This is a genomic window from Isoptericola aurantiacus (assembly GCF_044769875.1).
Lineage (GTDB): Bacteria > Actinomycetota > Actinomycetes > Actinomycetales > Cellulomonadaceae > Isoptericola > Isoptericola aurantiacus.
In genome coordinates, this window is the sequence record NZ_JBJBAE010000003.1 from 506,210 (window position 1) to 524,607 (window position 18,398).

Here is an 18,398-nt window from a genome sequence, read left to right on the forward strand (position 1 = left end):
GTTCAACCTCTCCGGTCGCCTACGAGGTCAGCTGTCGGGTTCGGGTGGGAGAAAACACCCGGCCTCACGGTCCCTACGAACCATCAGGCTTCACCCCGAGGACACCGTCTCCGATGCCCGAAAGTGGGTCCCCCGCCCCTGCCGTGCGGTCATCCGTGGGCACCGGGACGGTGGCAGGGTTCGGCGTCCGTCCCGGTACTCACCAAACCGAATCCGGTGAGCGTGTCCGACCGTACCCGAACCGGATGGGGATGTCACGCTCCGATCACGACGGCCTCGTGGCCGACGGTCCGACCGCGCTCCGGGCGTCCGGGCGCCGGTCAGCCGGCTGCGACGAACAGGTGCTTGGCGAGGTCCTCCGGCAGCTCCAGCGCCTCGCTCCCGCCGACGGCCTGGATCGTGTAGGTGTCACCGGCCCGCTCGGCCTGGATCTGCACGCCGGGCGTCAGACCGACGCTCGCCAGCCGGGCGAGGAACTCGTCGTCCACCTGGACCGGCTCGGCGATGCGCTGCAGCACGAGCCCGTCGTCGCCGGGCCGCGCCAGCAGGTGCGCCGGCAAGGACTGCACGCCCTCGAGGAACGGGACGTCCTGGAACTGCTCGCCGAGCTCGGACAGACCCGGGATGGGGTTGCCGTACGGGTCCTGGTGAGGGTGGTCCAGCAGGGTCACCAGGCGACGCTCCACGAGGTCGCTCATCACGTGCTCCCAGCGGCACGCCTCGTTGTGCACGTGCTCCCAGTCGAGCTTGATCACGTCGGTGAGCAGGCGCTCGGCCAGCCGGTGCTTGCGCATGACCCGCACGGCCTTGGACCGGCCGGAGTCCGTGAGCTCCAGGTGCCGGTCCCCGGTGACGACGACGAGACCGTCGCGCTCCATGCGGGCGACCGTCTGCGACACCGTCGGCCCGGAGTGCCCCAGACGCTCCGCGATCCGTGCGCGCAGAGGCGTGATGCCCTCCTCGCCCAGCTCGTAGATCGTCTTGAGGTACATCTCGGTGGTGTCGATCAGGTCCGTCACGTCCGCTCCCGTCTTGAGGCCCGGGCCTAGTCTATTCGCACACACCCACGCTGCCGCGTCGCCCCCGGGACGGACGGCGCACCCGAGACACGGAGTCACCATGCCCCTGCAGATCCCCTCGTCGCTGCTGCCCTCGGACGGCCGGTTCGGCTCCGGCCCGTCGAAGGTCCGCACGGCCCAGGTGGACGCTGTGGCCGCGGCGGGCGACCCGACCCGGCCCGTCCTGGGGACCTCGCACCGCCAGGCACCCGTCAAGGACGTCGTGCACCGGGTCCGCACCGGTCTGGCGGACCTCTTCGACCTGCCGGACGGCTACGAGGTGGTGCTCGGCAACGGCGGGTCGACGGCGTTCTGGGAGGTGGCGACGGCGTCTCTCGTGCGCGAGCGGGCCCAGCACGCGACCTTCGGCGAGTTCGGGGCCAAGTTTGCCGCGGCGACGCGCCGCGCCCCGTTCCTCGCGGACCCCGAGGTCGTCGACGCAGCACCCGGCAGCGTCGCGTACCTGACGCCGTCGGACGCCGTGGACGTCTACGCCACCCCGCACAACGAGACCTCGACCGGCGCGATGGCGCCGGTGCGGCGCCCGGCCGAGGACGCCCTGCTGCTGACCGACGCGACGTCGGGCGCGGGCGCCCTGCCGGTGGACCTGCGCTCCACCGACGTCTACTACTTCGGCCCGCAGAAGGTGTTCGGGGCCGACGGCGGGCTGTGGCTCGCGTTGTGCAGCCCGGCCGCGATCGAACGGGCCGCGGAGGTCGAGGCGTCGGGCGGCGGACGCTGGGTGCCGGAGTTCCTGTCGCTGACGACGGCGCTGGAGAACTCGCGCAAGGACCAGACGCTGAACACGCCCGCGGTGGCCACGCTCGTGATGCTGGCCGAGCAGGTCGAGTGGCTGAACGGCCAGGGCGGCCTGGAGTGGTCGTCCCGGCGCTGCGCGACGTCGGCCGAGATCCTCTACGGCTGGGCCGACGCCCGCGAGTGGGCGACGCCGTTCGTCACCGTGCCGGCGGAACGCTCGACGGTGGTGGGCACCGTCGACCTGGACGACCGGATCGACGCGAGCGCCGTCGTCGCCCACCTGCGCGCGGCCGGCGTCCTCGACGTGTTCCCGTACCGCAAGCTGGGCCGCAACCAGCTGCGGGTCGGGATGTTCCCCGCCGTCGACCCCGACGACGTCGCGGCGCTGACCGCGTGCGTGGACCACGTCGTCGAGCGGCTGGTCTGAGCGGCGGTCAGGCGGCGGTCGCGACCTCGGGACGCGGCGCGTCGAGGTAGACGACCTCCAGGTGCGGGCGGCGTGTCAGCCGGTACCGCACCCGCAGCCGCCAGCTCCGCACCGCCCAGAGGGTCGCGGCCGACGCCACGGCGAACGTCGTCACCGATCCGACGAGGATCGCCTGGCGCGGACCGAACGCCTCCCCGATCCAGCCCACCACGGGCGACCCGATCGGCGTCGAGCCGAGGAAGACCATCATGTAGAGCGCCATGACACGCCCGCGCATCACGGGGTCGACGGAGGTCTGGATGGTGGAGTTCGCGGCCGTCATCATGGTCAGGGCCGCCAGGCCGACGGGGATGCAGGTCAGGACGTAGCCGAGGTAGGAGGGCATCAGGGCGTTGACGGCCGTGGCCACGGCGAACCCGAACGCGGCCCCGATCACCAGCCGGACCCGCGGGCGCTCGCGACGGGCGGCCAGCAGCGCCCCGGCCAGCGACCCGATCGCCAGGACGGAGCCGAGCAGGCCGAACTCCTGCGCGCCCCGCCCGAACTCGACCCGCGCCATCATCGCGCTGGTGAGCTGGAAGTTCAGGCCGAAGGTCGACACGACCGCCATCACGACCATGATCACCACGATGTCCGACCGGCCCCGCACGTAGCGCAGCCCCTCGCGGATCTGTCCCTTGGCGCGGGGTGCGCGTTCCTTGGTCCACATCGCGGCCGGCCTCATGACCGCGACGGCGGCGATCGTGGCCGCGAAGGTGACCCCGTTGACGACGAACACCCACCCCGGCCCGACGGCGGCGATGAGCAGCCCGGCTACACCTGGTCCGACGAGGCGTGCGGCGTTGAACGACGCGCTGTTCAGGCCGACGGCGTTGGCCAGGCGCTGCGGCGGGACGAGCTCGGCGACGAAGGTCTGGCGCACCGGGTTGTCGAACGCCGTGGCGAACCCGAGCCCGAGGGCGAACGCGTAGACGTGCCACAGCTCGGCGTTCCCGGAGAGCACCAGCGCGCCCAGCCCCAGGGCGAGCAGCCCCATCGCGCCCTGCGTGGCCATGAGGAGGCGCCGGCGGGGCAGTCGGTCGGCGAGGAGTCCGGTCCACGGCCCGATCAGCAGGAAGGGCACGAACTGCAGCGCCGTGGTGATGCCGACGGCGACGCCCGAGTCGTGGGTCAGGACGGTGAGCACCAGCCAGTCCTGCGCGATCCGCTGCATCCACGTGCCGACGTTGGCGACGAGTGCGGCGCCGAACCACAGCCGGTAGTTCGGGTAGCGCAGGGAGGAGAAGGTGGCACTCATCAGTGGTCTCGGAACGTTTCGACGCGACCGTCTATTCCCGGCCGCTCACGGCGGGCTCAGGGCCGCCGTCCCCACGCGACCAGCGCCGGGCCCGAGGCCGGGAACGCGCGCTGGGTGAGCCGGAAGGGCCAGGTGGCGGCCGCGACCGCGGCGCCGGAGACCGCGGAGGACGGCTGGAACAGGCGCCCCGAGCGCGCGGTGCGTTCCGCCGTCGTCGTCCCGTCGTCCGCCAGACGACGCTCCGCGAGCCGGTTGCGCACCGCCTCCAGCGCGTAGCCGAGCGGCGCGCCGTACAGGCGCCCGCCGACGTCGGTCAGCCCGGCGCCGGCCAGCAACGCCCGCATCTGCGGCGGGTCGTACCGGCGGTGGTGGCCGACGGCGGCGTCCATCGGGCCGAACCGTTGCTGCCACGCGGGGGTCGAGACGAGCACCAGCCCGCCCGGGCGCAGCAGCGGCAGCCACTGCGCGAGCGCCGCGGCGTCGTCGTCGATGTGCTCCAGGACCTCGAACGCGCACACGACGTCGAACGCGCCGTCGTCGCCCAGCTCCTCGACCGACCCGTGCAGGACCCGGCCGGGCAGCCCGGCCGCGGCCAGCCGCTCGCCGGCGACGGCGGCACTGGCGCCGTCCAGCTCGACGCCCGTGTAGTCGTGACCTGCCGCGGCGAGCCGCACCCCCACGGCGCCCTGGCCGCAGCCGACCTCCAGCACGCGCCCGCCCGGCGGCAGGTGGCGGCGCACGACGTCCCAGCGCAGCGAACCGAACAACGTCAGCGGCGGCAGTGCGGTCATCGACGGACTCCTTCGGTACGGGCGCGGCGGCCCCGGGCGACGATGCCGGTACCCCGGCGAGGCAGGGCCCGCTGCAGCAGGCGGAACGGCCAGACGGCGACGGCGACGGCGGCCCCGGTCACCGGCGAGGACGGTTGCAGGGTGCGCCCCGACCCGGCCGTCTGCTCGGCCGGGCTGCCGGCCTCGTCGCGGCTCCGGGCCCGACGGCGGGCCACCCGGTTGCGCACCGCCTCCAGGAGGTAGCCGAGCGGCGCGTCGTAGAGCCGGACGTGCACGTCGACCAGCCCGGCGTCGGTGAGCAGGGCCGCGAGCGCGTCGGGATCGTACCGCCGGTAGTGGCCGGCCAGGGTGTCCCAGGCGCCGAACCGGTCCGGCCCGGCCGGGGTGGACAGCAGCAGCATGCCGCCGGGCCGGACCCGGGCGGCCCACTCGTGCAGCGCTGCGGCGTCGGCGGCGACGTGCTCGATCACCTCGAACGCGCACACGACGTCGAACCGCTCGCCGGGCCCCAGCGCGGACAGGTCGCCGTGCAGGACCCGGGCGTCGGGGGCCACGGCGGCGACGCGGGCCGCTGCCGTGCGCCACGAGACGCCGTCGAGCTCCACGGCGGTGTAGTCGTGCCGGGCGGCGATCCGGGTGCCGAACGCCCCCTGGCCGCAGCCGATCTCCAGGACGCGGGAGCGCCGCCGCGGCAGCGCGCGCCGCACGGCGTCCCAGCGCAACCAGGCCCGCGGCGGCAGCGGGGCGTAGCGGGCCAGCATCGCCTGGCGGGCCAACGCACCGGCCGCGGCGAACCCGAGGTCGGCGAGGGTCACCAGGACGCGGCTGACGAGCACGACGAGCAGCAGCTCGGCGTGCGGCAGCGCGCCGGTCAGGACGGCCAGGAGCACCAGCTCGCGCGCCCCGGCACCGGCCGGGAACATCACCAGGAGGAAGCCGACCGTCCACGCCAGCGCGTACCCGCCCACGGCCAGCGCGAGGGTGTCGATGCCCGTCGCCATCCCGAGCCCGGTCGCGAGCAACCAGACCTGCGTGCCCACGCACACCCAGCCGATCACCGACCAGGCGGCGGCCGTGCCGAGCCCGCGCCAGGACAGCGGGCGCTCCAGGGGCGCGCGGCGGGCCAGCCGGAAGGCGACGGCCAGCAACCGGTTCAGCACGGGAGGCAGCAGCAGCACCGCGACGGCGGGCAGCAACCACAGGGTCCAGGACCACGGCCCGAGCGCGTCGGCGGCGACGAACGGCAGCGCGACCACGCCGGTGACCGCACCGGAGACCACGCCCACAGCGGTGGCGACGGCGGTGGCCGTCACGGTGCGGCGGCGCGGGACCCCGTGGTCGGCCCCGACCTCGGCGGCCGCGACGATGTTCCACACCCCGCCGGGGACGTACTTGCCGAGCTGGCTGATGCCGAACACGGCCACGGCGGCGCGGGCACCGAGCGGGGAGCCGAGGTCGGCCAGCACGGCCCGCCACGCGAGCAGCGTGCCGCCGACGAACAGCACCGACAGGGCGAACGCCCCCACCAGCCGCGCGCCGGACAGCGCGGCGGCAGCCACGAGCAGGTCCTCGCGCACGGCGACGACGGCGTAGACGGCCAGCGCCACGGCCAGCACGAGGAAACCCCAGCGCACCCACGGCGAGCGCAGGACGGCGAGCAGGCGCGCGGTGGCGCCGTGCCGTGCTCGCGAGGGGGCCCCCGTGGCGCGCGGGGCCCCCGTGGCGCCGGGTCCCGGCCGCCCGGTCACGGCCGGATCCCGCGGCGGTCCAGGGCCGCGACCAGGGGGCCGACGACGGCGGCCGGCCGGATCGCGTCACGCGCGCCGTGCGCTCGGGCCCGGGCGGCGGCGAGCCGGACGGGATCGGTCAGGTCGACGAGCCGGTCGGCGAGCGCCCGGCGGTCGGCCGGCGGCACCAGCTCCAGGTGGTCCCCGAGCAGCCGACGCTGGGGCGGTGTGTCGGAGGTGACCACCACGCATCCGGCGGCCAGCCCCTGGAAGACCTTGTTGGGCACCACGCGCCGCCCCTTGGGGGTGCCGCCGACGATGCCGAGGCAGACGTCGTGGGCGGCGACCAGCTCGGGCAGGTCCGCCGGTGCGGTCCAGCCGAGCCAGGTGACGCCGTCGACGCCCTCCAGCGCGGACCGCGCGGCGGCGTGGTCCTGGCCGGTGCCGATCAACGTCGCCTCGATCGGCCGGCCCGCTGCGGCGGCCCGGGGCAGGGCGTCGGCGAGGGCCTCGGCCACGGTCACGGCTCCCTGCAACGGGGTGAAGAGGCCGAAGAACACGACGCGCAACGGCCCGGCGACGGCCGGGGTGCCGCCGTCGGGCCCCGGTATGCCCCGCCCCCGTGCGGCACGGGACGCCGCGTCGGCGAACCATGCGTCCGGCGCCCCGACGGGCACGACCACCACCCCGCGACGCCTCGAGCGTGCCGGATTCTCCCCGACAGGCCGCCGGTGAGGGAGATCGAGGAACGCTCGACGGACGCGGGGGGTCGGGAGCAGCGCCCGGTGCTCGTCGGTGTCGAGGACGACGACGTCGGCACACGCCAGCGCGAGCCGGTCCAGACCCTGCAGCAGGCGGACGCGCAGGCCGGTCGCACCGCGGTCGACGGCGGTGTCGGCGGCGAAGACGAGATGGTCCAGGACCACCGGGGTGCGCGGGTGCAGCAGCCGGGCCAGGACCACGTCGAAGTGGCCCAGGTAGCCGACCAGCACCGCGTCGGGGGCGCCGTGGACGCGGCGGTGGGCGGCGGCGTCGCGCACCAGCAGCGCCCAGCAGGCCAGCAGACGCAGCAGGAGCAGCGGCAACCGCCACGGCTGGCGGAGCATCCGGACGCGCGCGGCCGTCGAGAACCCGAGGGGGCGGTTCAGCTCGGCCACCTCGTACCCGTGGGCCTGCAGCCCGGCCACGAGGACGCCGACGCGCGGGTGCCGGGCGGCGTCGTAGGTGCCGAACGCGACGATCACCCGTCCCGCCCGTACTCGACCCGCTTGAGCCGTTCGAGCGCGTCCTCCAGCAGCGTGCGGTTGGTCCGCAGCAGGTCCGCGATGACCAGCAGCGCCAGGCAGAGCAGCGACCCCACCAGCATCGCGGCGGCGAACACCAGGGACTGCACGTGGCCGCCACCCTCGCCCTGGGCGAAGAACACGAGGAACCTGGCCGCGGGCACGGCCGCGGCCAGGAAGAACACCGCCGCCAGCGTGAGGAAGACCAGGTGCGGCCGGAACATGATCCAGCTGCGCACGATGGCCCGCCCCGAACGGCCCATGTGCTGCCAGATGTTGCGGAACAGCCGCGACTCGCGGGTCTTCGGGTTGGTGGTCACCGGCACCGAGACGATCCGCAGGTGCTTGTTCCCCGCCTGGATGATCGTCTCCATCGTGTAGCTGAACTGGGTGACGACGTTCAGCCGGAGCAGCGCGAGCCGGGAGTAGGCGCGGAACCCGCTCGCGGCGTCGGGCAGAGCGGTGTGTGCGGCGGCGGACACGACCCGGCTGCCGAGGCGCTGCATCCGCTTCTTGAAGGGCGAGAAGTGCTCGATCGTGGCGGTCTGCCGGTCACCGACCACGATGTCGGCCGCACCGGCGACGATCGGTGCCGTGAGATCGCCGACCAGCTCGGACGGGTACTGGTTGTCACCGTCGGTGTTGACCACGACGTCCGCACCGTGGGCGAGGGCGAAGTCGACACCGTCGCGGAACGAGCGGGCCAGGCCCATGGTGCGGGTGTGGCGCAGCACGTGGTCGACGCCGAGGTTGCGGGCCACCTCGGCGGTGCCGTCCGTGGAGCCGTCGTCGACGACGAGCCACTCGACCTCGTCGAACCCCGGGACCTCGCGCGGCAGTGTCGCCAGGACGAGCGGGAGGGTCGCGGCCTCGTCGAGGCACGGGATCTGGACGACGAGCTTCATCGAGGCCCTTCGGTGGGGACGACGGCGGCGCTGAGCAGCGCGGTGGCGCTGACGTGCGCGAGTCTAGCCACGGGCGACGTCGGCGGGCTCACCCGCGGCCCGCGGCGACGCTCCCGGCCGCGACGGTGCGACCCGGCGTCCGGGCCCGCCACCGCCAGGCGACGACGACGGCGGCGGCCAGCCCCAGTGCCACGACGACCAGCACGCTCGCGATCACCGGTGCGGTCAGGGGGCTCCACGCCGCCCACCGTTCCCAGGCGTCGGCCGCCGAATCCCCCGGGCCCCGGTACATCGCGACGAAGGCCCAGACCAGGCCCGCGACCGCCACCGTCACGGCGAGCGTCGCGGTGACCGGCACGGCGAGGGCCACCCGGCGTTCCCGGCGTCGGCAGACCTGCCAGACGGCGATCGCCACGAGCGCCGCGAGCGCCGTCAGACCGCCGAACACGTACCGCCCCTGCAGGGCGACGAGCACACCGGAGTCCGTCCAGCTCTTCACGGCGTTGACGATGACGCCGCCGAACAGTCCGGCGGGCAGCAGCGCGATCGTCACGGCGCCTCGCCGGGCACCGGGCACGACGACGGCGATCAGTCCGGCCGTGACGAGCAGGACCGAGCCGAGCACCACCAGGTGACCCGGCAGGCGGACCTCCAGCCAGGACAGGTTCCCGAAGAACGCCTGAGCGGTGCGGCCGACGGCGTCGGAGAGGACCTCGCCGGCGGGCACGGGCGTCATCCCCGAGTAGTCGCGCGGCAGCCCGACCGGCTGCACCGCGCCGTCGACGATCCAGTTGCGGGCCCACCACCAGCCGCCGACGACGAAGGCCACGACCAGTGCGACGAGACCGCGCCAGGCGCGGGAGACCGCCGTCGGGCCGGCGCGGGGGCGACCGCGCGGACCGGGCGCGAGCAGGTAGGCGGCCACCACCACGGGGATCGCGAACGCGAGCATCACCTTGGTCAGCAGCCCGACGCCGAGCGCGAGACCGATGCCGACCACGACCCGCCAGCGCAGGTCGCCCGTGACGACCCGGGCGGCGAGGTAGGTGACGCCCGCGCCGGTGAGGACCACGAGGGCGTCGTTGTTGGCGGCTCCCATGATGTGGCCGACCTGCGGGATCAGCATCGGGACCGGCGCGGCGACGAGCGCGGCCGAGCGCGACCCGGTCAGCCGCCGGGTGGTGGCCGCCGCCAGCGGGACCGTCGCGGCGAACAGGACGGCGTCGAGGAGCCGCAGCACCAGCAGGGCGACGTCCCAGCGCGCGTCGGCGGTGCCGGTGACGTGCAGGACCGCGGCGCCCAGCGCGTAGTACGCCGGCGGATGCTGGGTCATCTGGTCCACGGTGGCGCTGGTGCCCGGCGCGGGCAGGGCGTTCTGGGCGGTGATCCGGACGCGTTCGTCGGCGGGGACAGGGGTGAGGTCGACGAACTGGTTGCGGTCGGGCCGGAACACCCAGCGCCCGGGCAGGTCGGCCGGGTAGGCGGCCTCGGCCACCGCCTGGTCGGTCACGGGGGCGAAGTGGGCGTCACCCGGCGCCGGCCAGCCCCCGCCGTAGGCGACCCGCACGACGCTGTTGAGATGGTTCTGCTCGTCGGGCGAGCGGAACCCCGGCGTCAGCACGGCCCAGGCCACCGTCCACGACGCCACCGCGAGCGTCAGGAGGGCGAGGGTGCGGCGATAGGCACGCTCGCACGGCGGCGTGTCACGCGTCACCCGGCCATTGTGGCAGGTGGCGTGGCGCCGCGGCGCGCGACGGCCGTCGGCGTCATCGGACCCCCGCTCCGTGAGATCATCCCGCCTATGCGTGGCATCATCCTGGCCGGCGGCTCCGGCACCCGACTCCACCCGATCACCCTGGGCGTGAGCAAGCAGCTCGTGCCGGTGTACGACAAGCCGATGATCTACTACCCGCTCTCGACGCTGATGCTGGCGGGTATCCGGGACATCCTGGTGATCACCACCCCGCACGACGCCGAGCAGTTCCGTCGGCTCCTCGGAGACGGCTCCCAGTTCGGGGTGTCGATCGAGTACACGGTGCAGGAGCAGCCGAACGGGCTCGCGCAGGCGTTCGTGCTGGGCGAGGACTTCATCGGTTCCGACTCCGCCGCCCTCGTGCTGGGCGACAACATCTTCTACGGCCAGGGCCTCGGCGACCAGCTGGCACGCTTCCAGCACATTGACGGCGGCGCCGTCTTCGCCTACCGGGTCGCGGAGCCGTCGGCGTACGGCGTGGTCGAGTTCGACGACGCCGGTCGCGCGATCTCCCTCGAGGAGAAGCCGGCACAGCCCAAGTCGAACTACGCGGTACCGGGTCTGTACTTCTACGACAACGACGTGGTCGAGATCGCCAAGAACATCGAGCCCTCGGCGCGGGGCGAGTACGAGATCACCGACGTCAACGCCGAGTACCTGCGCCGTGGCTCGCTGCAGGTCGAGGTGCTCCCCCGCGGCACGGCCTGGCTGGACACCGGCACGTTCGACTCCCTGCTCGAGGCGAGCGACTTCGTGCGCACGATCGAGCAACGCCAGGGGCTGAAGATCGGCGCGCCGGAGGAGGTCGCCTGGCGGCGCGGCTTCCTGTCCGACGACGAGCTGCGCGTGCGCGCCGAGAGGCTGGTCAAGTCCGGCTACGGCAGCTACCTGCTGGGCCTGCTGGACGAGTAGCCCACCCCGCGCTGCGGGTGCACGACACGCCGATCGAGCGGTCGGGCCTACCGCGTGTCGTGCACCCGCAGCGTGTGAGCTACGCGAGCACGGAGGGCGCGGCAGCCTCCCACCGTTCGGCCCAGTCACCGATCGGCTCCACACCAGCCGCTCGCAGCGCGTCGTGGCCCAGCACCGAGAAGGCGGGCCTCGGCGCAGGGCGGACGAACGCGTCGCTCGTGGTCGGCTCCACCGGAGTCTCGAGGCCCGCCGACGCCAGGATCCGCCGGGTGAACCCGAACCACGACGTCCGGCCCGACGACGTCCCGTGATACGTCCCGGCGGGCACCTCGGCGTCGACCAGGCGCACGATCAGCTCGGCGAGGTCGCGCGTCCACGTGGGCTGCCCGACCTGGTCGTCGACGACGGCGAGCCGGTCCTTCTCGGCACCCAGCCGCGCCATGGTCTTCGGGAAGCAGCCACCGTGGGCGCCGTACAGCCAGGCGGTGCGCACGATCAGGTGGTCCGGAGCCTCGGCGCGCACCGCCCACTCCCCTGCCGCCTTGGTCCGGCCGTAGGCGGATCGCGGCGCCATCGGCGCCCCCTCGGCGTACGGTGCGTCCGCCGCGCCGTCGAACACGTAGTCGGTGGAGACGTGCACCAGGCGGGCCCCCGCAGCGTCCGCCGCCCGGGCGACGTGGGCCGCGGCGGTGGCGTTGACGTCGAAGGCCTCGGCCTCGTGCTTCTCCGCGTCGTCCACGGCGGTCCAGGCGGCGGCGTTGACGACGACGTCGTGGCCGACGACGGCGGCACGGACGGCCTGCGCATCGGTCACGTCGACATCGGCCCGGCCGAGTCCCGTCGCGTCCCGCCCCGCGGTGGTGAGAACGCCGAGGAGGTCCTGGCCGAGCATGCCGCCCGCGCCCAGGACGAGCCAACGCGGGTCCTTGGTCTGTGGAGTCGTTGCCGTCACCGTAGGATCCTAAGGCCCGCGACCACCGATCTGGAGGAGTTTCCCGTGCAGTTCCGCGAGCTGGCCGTCCCCGGCGCCTACGAGATCACCCCGAAGCAGTTCGGAGATCCTCGGGGTGTGTTCCTCGAGTGGTTCAAGGCCTCGACCTTCTCGGAGCACCTGGGCCACGACCTGGACCTGCAGCAGGCGAACCTCTCGGTGTCCGCGGCGGGCGTGCTGCGCGGGGTCCACTTCGCGGACGTCCCGCCCGGGCAGGCCAAGTACGTGACCTGCCCGCGGGGCGCGGTCCTGGACGTCGTCGTCGACATCCGGGTCGGGTCGCCGACGTTCGGCCGCTGGGACTCGGTGCTGCTCGACGACGTGGACCGCCGCGCGATCTACCTCGGTGAGGGCCTCGGTCATGCCTTCATGTCGCTCGAGGACGACTCGACCGTCATGTACCTCTGCTCGACGGGCTACAACCCGACGGCCGAGCACGGCGTCCACCCGCTGGACCCGGCGATCGGCATCGAGTGGCCGACGTCGGCACGTGACGGTGCCCCGGTCACGCCACAGCTGTCCGCGAAGGACACCGCCGCCCCGACCCTGGCCGAGGCGAAGGAGCAGGGCCTGCTGCCGACGCTGGAGACCGTCGAGGAGTACGTGGCGTCGCTCCGCGCCTGACGCTGCGCCGATCAGATCCCGAACGCGGCCTCGAGCGGCGCGAGGAGGAAGTACACGAGGAACATCAGGGCCGTGACCCACATCAGCCAGTGCACCTGCTTGACCTTGCCGAGCGCCACCTTGATGACGACGAACGCGATGAAGCCGGCGCCGATGCCGTCGGCGATCGAGTAGGTGAACGGCATGAGCACGATCGTCAGGAACGCGGGGATCGCGATCTCCACGTTGCGCCAGGAGATCGACGCGACCTGCATCATCATGAGGTAGCCGACGAACACGAGCGCGGGAGCCGCCGCCTCGTAGGGCACGAGCGCCACGAGCGGTGACAGGAACGTCGCCAGGAGGAACGCGACACCGGTAACGACGGACGCGAGCCCGGTCCGGGCCCCGTCGCCCACGCCCGAGGTGGACTCCACGTACGCGGTGTTCGAGGACACCGACCCCATGCCGCCGAGCACCGCGGCCAGGGAGTCGACCACGAGGATCTGGCGGGTCCTGGGCGGGTTGCCGTCGGGGTCCAGGAGCCCGGCCTCGGAGCCCACGGCCACCATCGTGCCCATCGTGTCGAAGAAGTCGGCGATGAGCAGGGAGAACACCAGCAGGATGACGGTCACGGCGGAGATCGACCGGAACGAACCGAGCAGCGAGAACTCCCCGAGGAGCCCGAAGTCCGGGATGGTGGCGACGCCGTCCCACGTCGGCGCGTTGAGTTTGAAGCCGTGCTCGTTGCCCGCCGCCTTGGTCCCGATGTGCAGGGTGTTCTCCAGGACGATCGCGAGCACCGTGGCGACGGCGATCGCGATGAACATCGCCCCGCGCACCTTGCGCACGAACAGCGCGATCACCAGGAGCAGGCCGACCACGAACACGAGGATCGGCCACGTGCCGAGGTAGCCGAGCGCCAGCGGCGTCCCCTCGCCGGGGACCACGAACCCGGCGTTGACGAACCCGATGAGCGCGATGAACAGGCCGATGCCCACGCTGATGGCGGTCTTGAGCTCCAGCGGCACGGCGTTGAACACCGCCTCGCGGAACCCGGTGAGGACGAGCACGAGGATGATGGCGCCCTCGATGACCACCAGGCCCATCGCGTCGGCCCAGGTCACGTCGGGCAGGCCGGCGATCGAGTAGGCGACCACGGCGTTGAGCCCGAGACCGGCGGCGAGCGCGATGGGGAAGTTCGCCACGACGCCCATGAGGATCGTGACGACGCCGGCCACCAGCGCGGTCGCTGCCGCCACCATGGCGATCGAGTCGGGGGTGGCCTCCGTCCCACCACCGAGGAACTGCCCCGTGCCGTCCGGGACCGTGCCGATGATGAGCGGGTTGAGGACGATGATGTAGCTCATCGCGAAGAACGTCACGAGACCCCCGCGGATCTCGGTCCCGACGGTCGATCCTCGTTCGGTGATCCTGAAGAAGCGGTCGATGCCGCGGGGCCCCGTCGGGGGCGCGGAGGTCTCGGTGGCCATGGGCACCTATCGTGCCAGAGGCGTGAAGGTCCTGCGGAGACGTTCGGGCGATTCGGCCGGTTGGCCCGTTCCGGCCGCCCGTGACGGTCACCACGCCGCACCGTCGGTCCCGGGCCGTGCGGACACGTACGATCGGGACGTGCCCTCCGTCCTGACCCTGCTGCTGCACCCCGAGCAGCGCCGGCAGGCTCCCGACCCACCGCGTGCCGACCTGCGCCGCGTCATGCTCGTCGGGATCGCCGCCTGGGCGGTGGCCCTCGTCGTCGCCGGCGCCCTCCTGGCGTTCGCCGGTGGTTCGGTCGAGTTCGTCGCCACGTGCGGTGCCGGCATCCTGCTCGGTCTGCTCGGCCTGGTCTGGGCCCGCCGCCACCGCGACGACTGATCAGTCGCTCAGCCCCACGCCGTCGTGGCCCACAGCGGGACGGCACGCTCCGGCTCGTCGAGCACCGCGCCCAGCAGCGCCACCCGGTCCGGACGTCCGAGCAGGTCCGCCAGCCCCGCGGCGAGACCGGCCCGCGACGTGGCGTGGACCCGTCCCGTGGCGTCCACCCACCACGGCACGGGCCGCCCTGCCACCGACAGCCGTTCGTGCCGGTACCAGACCTGCGGCAGCCGGTGGTCGAGCTCGGCGACCCGGGGCTCGAGCTCCTGCTCGTCACCCAGCAGGTCGGGGGCGGGCAGCCCGTCCTGGCCGGCCAGCGGCAGGTCGAGCAGGTCTGCGAGCGCCTCCGCCTCCGGGGCGGGTACCGGGATCACCGCACCGAGCGCGGCCCAGCGCGCCGTGCCCGTCACCTCGACGTCGTCGGCACGCTGCACGACGACGGCGCTCGCGTCGAGCGCGGGCAGCCGGTCGGGCAGCGGGTCCAGCGCGGCGCCCCGGTCGGCGGGGTCGAGACGGGTCGCGAGGTTCGCCAGGCCGCGCCACACCACGAGAGCGTCCCGCAGCGGCAGGGCCGATCCGGGCGCGGGCAGCCGGTCCAGCGCGGCCGGCCAGTCCGTGGCGTCAAGGTCGCCGAGCGACTCCGCCCCGCCGAGGGCGCGCCGGGTCGCCAGGTCGAGCCCGGCCACCTGGCGCGGCGCGGGCGGCAGCAGCGGGACGCCGTCGTGCAGGGCGAAGGGTGCGCCGAGCCGCTCGCGCAACCACCAGGCGGTGTACGACGGCGCGCTGCTGCGGCCGCGGCGCACCGGCGTCAGCAGGGCCCGGCGGGTGACCGGGTCGACGGCGAGCTGGGCCAGGACGTCGGGCCAGGCGGACTCGGCGACGGCGTCGAGGTCCGCCACCGCGACCAGCTCGCCGATCGCGACGCCGGCACCGAACCGGCTGGTGAGGAGGCGCAGGTAGTCCGACCACCCTGCCAGCCACGCGGCCGGGTCGTCCGGGCCGCCGTCGTCGTCCGGCTCGTCGGTCTCCGGGGTGACGACGTCGCCCACCGTGTACACGTCGGGGTCGGTGCGGGCGCCGGCGGACGCGAGCACGGGCGCGCCGTACCGGGCCACGTACTCGACGTCGACCGGGGACAGCCCGTCGAGCACCTCGGCGGCCCAGGTGCCCGGCAGCGTCGCCTCGCGCAGCGCCGACATCTCCCCGTCCGCCGTGGGCACCGGGAGCTCGCCCGTCCAGAACGGCGCGTCGATGCCGCCCGTGAGGCGCACCAGGGCCAGCGCGGAGGCCACGATCTCGGTGGCGCCGTCGTCCCCGTCGCCGTCGAGCACGGCGTCCGCGGCCGCCAGCGCGGCGCGGCGCACCTCCGGGTCGTGCAGCATGCGCTGGGCGTCGGTGACCACGGCTCCGGCACGCACCAGCAGGGGGTGGGCCACGTCCGGGTGCACCACCCGGAGGCCGAGGACCCGGGCGGTGGCGGCCAGGGAGGCCTCGTCGCCGTCATCCACGGATCCCTCGGGCAGGACGACGGCGCCACGCACGCCGGCCACGCGGCCGTCGGCGAGCGGGACGCGGGCGCCCGACAGGGCCTCCAGGACCCCGGGCTCGTCGGCGTGCGGGGCCAGGGCGCCCAGGACGGCGCGCCAGCCCTCGGTCGCCAGGCCGCCCGGCAGGTCGTCGACGAGGTCCGCGAGCGGCACCACGGTGGCGCCGAGAGACCGTGCGGTGGCCTGGTGCCGTGCCGGGACGGCCACGACGCCGGGCAGGATCCCCGCGAGCGCGGCCACGAGGTCCGGGTCCGCGCCGGCCTCGCCGGAGACCACCAGGGCCTCGGCGGCTGGCACGAGGTGCGCCGGGCGGTCGGAGGCCGCGCCCGGGGTGCCGGGCTCGTCGGTGGGCGCGGGCTCGTCGGTGACGTCCGCGTCGAGCCCCGGACGGTCCGGAGCGGGCAGCAGCGGGGTGGTGCGCAGCGCCTCGACGGCGGCGGCACGGATCGCGGCGTCCAGCTCGGAACCGGGCAGCCCGGTCGGCACGAGCTCCAGGGCGGGTCCCCCCTCGGCCGCGACCTGCCCCACCAGCGCCGCGTACGCGCGGCCCGCCTCGGCGGCGAGCCGGTCGGTGGCGGGGCCCGGCAGCACGGTGCGGCGGCCGGCGTCGACCGGGAACGTCGCCAGCAGGACCGCCGGCAGGTCGATCCGCACGTCCGTGGGCGTGGGCGCGTGCAGCACCCGGCGGCGCGCGTCCGCCGCGCCGTCGCGGGCGGCGTCGTCGGGCGCGAGCGCCCATGTCAGCGACCACCGGGCACGCCGGTGCTCGCGAGGCAGCCCGGCCAGCTCCTCCGCGGCGAACCGGCCGTCCGCCGTCCGTCGCGGCGTGGGCCGGCGGCCGGGCACCAGGCGGACGTGCCGGTCCTCGGCCCCGGAACCGCCCACCACGCTCAGGGAGAGGTCGGTCAGGGCGGGGAACGCCAGCAGCAGCACCTCGTCGACCTCGGCGAGCTGGGCGAGCACCGCCGTGACGGCGGACTCGTCGCGCAGCCGCACCTCCACGATCGTGTCGTACCCGTCGTCGTCGTCGAGCGCCGGCGCGGGGAACGGCAGCCGCAGGACCGGCAGGTCGTCGCCGCGCGCGACGACGTCACCCGCCAGCCGCTGCGCCCCCGGCCGGGCGGTCAGCTCGTCCAGCAGCGCGCGGGTGGCGTCCAGCCCGAACCGGACGCCACCGCTGCGCGAGGCCACCGTGACGTCGTCGGACACCGCGCGGACCGCGGCGAAGCCGACGCCGAACCGGCCGACCTCGCCGTCGTCACCCTTGGCCGACGCGCGCAGCGCCGCGAGCGAGGCGACGCCGTCGGCGTCCAGCGCGGCGCCGGTGTTCGCCACGCGCAGCAGCGCGCGCCCGACGTCGAGCGTGATCTGGACCCGGCCGGCCACGGCGGCACGGGTAGCGGCGTCGGACGCGTTCTGCAGCAGCTCCACCACCACGCGGTCGCGGTAGTGCCCGCGCGCGTGGTCCTCCTCGGAGTTCGCGTCCTCACGGAAGCGGGTGGCGGACCCGAGCCACGCCTCCGTGACCGCGTGCCGCAGCGCGGCGGTCCCGAAGACGTCGTCCGTCACGCGGTCCCATCACCTTCCGGCTCGTCGGTTCCCTGGTCCGTCCCGGCGTCGTCCGGACCGGGCGTCCGCGCCCCGTGATCCTGCGCCGGCCGGGGCGAGGACAGGTCGACCTGCTCGACCGTCGACTCGTCGATCAGCGGTGCCGGATCGGGCCAGTCGCTCCGCCGTCGCTCGACGTCCGTCTCCGAGTGGGCGCCGCAGCCGTGGTCCAGCGAGACCACCTTGCCGTCGTCGGGCGACCACTCGTTGGCGCACACCCCGAAGAGCTGACCGAGGGAACCCTGCAGCGGCACGAGGAACCCGCACGTGCTGCACTCGGAGGCGGAGGCCACCGCACCGGGCGCCGTCGGGCCGCGCGTGCCGCGGTACCAGCGTTCCGCGGCCTCCTCGCGGCCCTGCGGCGAGAGCACGCGCTGACGGGCCAGGGCGAGCTCGTCGATGGCGACGAGGTCCTGCTCCTCGTCACCGGTGGCTTCCCAGCCCGGCTCGAGCCGCGGGTCGTCGGCGCGGAACGGCAGCGTGTCCCCGGGGCGCACGTCACCCGGGCGCAACCGCTCCGACCAGGGCACCCACTGCGGGGCGAGGATCGCCTCGTCACCGGGCAGCAGCTCGACCTCGCAGACCGTGGCCGACCGTCCGCGCGGGACGCGGGCCAGGGTCACGGTCCAGTGCCAGCCGTGGTAGCCCTTCATCGTCGCGGCGAACCGGTGCGACATGAGGCGCTCGCCCTCGGCCAGGGTACCGAGGTGCTCACCGACGTCGTCGGGCGTGCCTGCGACGTCCAGCGCGGCCGCACGCGCCTGGTCGACGGCACCGAGCAGGACGGCGTCGTTGCGGGCGCGCGAGCTCACGCGGCGTGCCTTCGCAGGGGCCGAGGCGGAAGCCATGGGAAGTCTCGCTC

The 18,398-nt window shown here is 74.5% G+C and carries 15 protein-coding genes and 1 riboswitch; of the genes, 4 read left to right on the forward strand and 11 right to left on the reverse strand.

The genetic code is table 11. The features are described 5' to 3' along the window. Positions 1–2: 2 nt before the first annotated feature. Positions 3–191, reverse strand: a riboswitch (cyclic di-AMP (ydaO/yuaA leader). Positions 192–320: 129 nt separating this feature from the next. After that, entirely contained in the window at positions 321–1,019 is a 699-nt protein-coding gene (locus ACIQLL_RS12215) for a metal-dependent transcriptional regulator (RefSeq protein WP_402467305.1), read from the reverse strand. A gap of 100 nt (positions 1,020–1,119) precedes the next feature. Between ACIQLL_RS12215 and serC the strand changes: the two genes are divergently transcribed. Further along, the gene (gene serC / locus ACIQLL_RS12220; protein WP_402467308.1) at positions 1,120–2,244 is read left to right on the forward strand and encodes a phosphoserine transaminase; all 1,125 of its coding nucleotides are present in this window, start codon (positions 1,120–1,122) and stop codon (positions 2,242–2,244) included. 7 nt (positions 2,245–2,251) lie between these two features. Here serC and ACIQLL_RS12225 read toward each other — a convergent pair whose 3' ends face one another. The 6 genes from ACIQLL_RS12225 to ACIQLL_RS12250 form a co-directional block, all read right to left on the reverse strand. Then, a complete protein-coding gene (locus ACIQLL_RS12225) occupies positions 2,252–3,541 on the reverse strand; it encodes an MFS transporter (protein ID WP_402467311.1) in 1,290 nt (429 codons plus the stop codon). Positions 3,542–3,597: 56 nt separating this feature from the next. Next, positions 3,598–4,332 (reverse strand): class I SAM-dependent methyltransferase, encoded by a 735-nt coding sequence (locus tag ACIQLL_RS12230; protein WP_402467314.1) that lies wholly within the window; start codon positions 4,330–4,332, stop codon positions 3,598–3,600. After that, entirely contained in the window at positions 4,329–6,080 is a 1,752-nt protein-coding gene (locus ACIQLL_RS12235) for a methyltransferase domain-containing protein (RefSeq protein WP_402467317.1), read from the reverse strand. The genes ACIQLL_RS12230 and ACIQLL_RS12235 overlap by 4 nt, the downstream gene beginning before the upstream one ends. Then, positions 6,077–7,303 (reverse strand): glycosyltransferase, encoded by a 1,227-nt coding sequence (locus ACIQLL_RS12240; protein WP_402467320.1) that lies wholly within the window; start codon positions 7,301–7,303, stop codon positions 6,077–6,079. The genes ACIQLL_RS12235 and ACIQLL_RS12240 overlap by 4 nt, the downstream gene beginning before the upstream one ends. After that, on the reverse strand, positions 7,300–8,247 hold the full coding sequence (locus ACIQLL_RS12245) for a glycosyltransferase family 2 protein (protein ID WP_402467326.1): 948 nt from the start codon (positions 8,245–8,247) through the stop codon (positions 7,300–7,302). Before ACIQLL_RS12245 ends, ACIQLL_RS12240 begins: the two co-directional genes overlap by 4 nt. A gap of 88 nt (positions 8,248–8,335) precedes the next feature. Further along, positions 8,336–9,961 (reverse strand): DUF2142 domain-containing protein, encoded by a 1,626-nt coding sequence (locus ACIQLL_RS12250; RefSeq protein WP_402467329.1) that lies wholly within the window; start codon positions 9,959–9,961, stop codon positions 8,336–8,338. Positions 9,962–10,048: 87 nt separating this feature from the next. Between ACIQLL_RS12250 and rfbA the strand changes: the two genes are divergently transcribed. Further along, on the forward strand, positions 10,049–10,912 hold the full coding sequence (rfbA, locus tag ACIQLL_RS12255) for a glucose-1-phosphate thymidylyltransferase RfbA (RefSeq protein WP_402467332.1): 864 nt from the start codon (positions 10,049–10,051) through the stop codon (positions 10,910–10,912). A gap of 79 nt (positions 10,913–10,991) precedes the next feature. On the opposite strand, the gene rfbD is transcribed toward rfbA, so the two are convergent. After that, positions 10,992–11,864 carry a dTDP-4-dehydrorhamnose reductase gene (gene rfbD / locus ACIQLL_RS12260; RefSeq protein ID WP_402467335.1) on the reverse strand — a complete coding sequence of 291 codons (873 nt, stop codon included), beginning with the start codon at positions 11,862–11,864 and terminating at the stop codon, positions 10,992–10,994. A gap of 45 nt (positions 11,865–11,909) precedes the next feature. On the opposite strand from rfbD, the gene ACIQLL_RS12265 reads away from it, so the two are divergent. Further along, the gene (locus tag ACIQLL_RS12265) at positions 11,910–12,527 is read left to right on the forward strand and encodes a dTDP-4-dehydrorhamnose 3,5-epimerase family protein (protein WP_402467338.1); all 618 of its coding nucleotides are present in this window, start codon (positions 11,910–11,912) and stop codon (positions 12,525–12,527) included. A gap of 11 nt (positions 12,528–12,538) precedes the next feature. Here the strand turns inward: ACIQLL_RS12265 and ACIQLL_RS12270 are convergent, their stop codons facing one another. Next, a complete protein-coding gene (locus ACIQLL_RS12270) occupies positions 12,539–13,999 on the reverse strand; it encodes an NCS2 family permease (protein ID WP_402467341.1) in 1,461 nt (486 codons plus the stop codon). A gap of 139 nt (positions 14,000–14,138) precedes the next feature. Here ACIQLL_RS12270 and ACIQLL_RS12275 point away from each other — a divergent pair, with 139 nt between their 5' ends. Next, on the forward strand, positions 14,139–14,381 hold the full coding sequence (locus ACIQLL_RS12275) for a DUF2530 domain-containing protein (protein ID WP_402467344.1): 243 nt from the start codon (positions 14,139–14,141) through the stop codon (positions 14,379–14,381). 8 nt (positions 14,382–14,389) lie between these two features. Here ACIQLL_RS12275 and ACIQLL_RS12280 read toward each other — a convergent pair whose 3' ends face one another. Both ACIQLL_RS12280 and ACIQLL_RS12285 read right to left on the reverse strand, forming a co-directional pair. Further along, positions 14,390–17,497: a sacsin N-terminal ATP-binding-like domain-containing protein gene (locus ACIQLL_RS12280; RefSeq protein WP_402467347.1), complete on the reverse strand. Its 3,108-nt coding sequence runs from the start codon at positions 17,495–17,497 to the stop codon at positions 14,390–14,392. Beyond that, a complete protein-coding gene (locus ACIQLL_RS12285; RefSeq protein ID WP_402467350.1) occupies positions 17,494–18,384 on the reverse strand; it encodes a DUF3027 domain-containing protein in 891 nt (296 codons plus the stop codon). The genes ACIQLL_RS12280 and ACIQLL_RS12285 overlap by 4 nt, the downstream gene beginning before the upstream one ends. Positions 18,385–18,398: the final 14 nt, after the last annotated feature.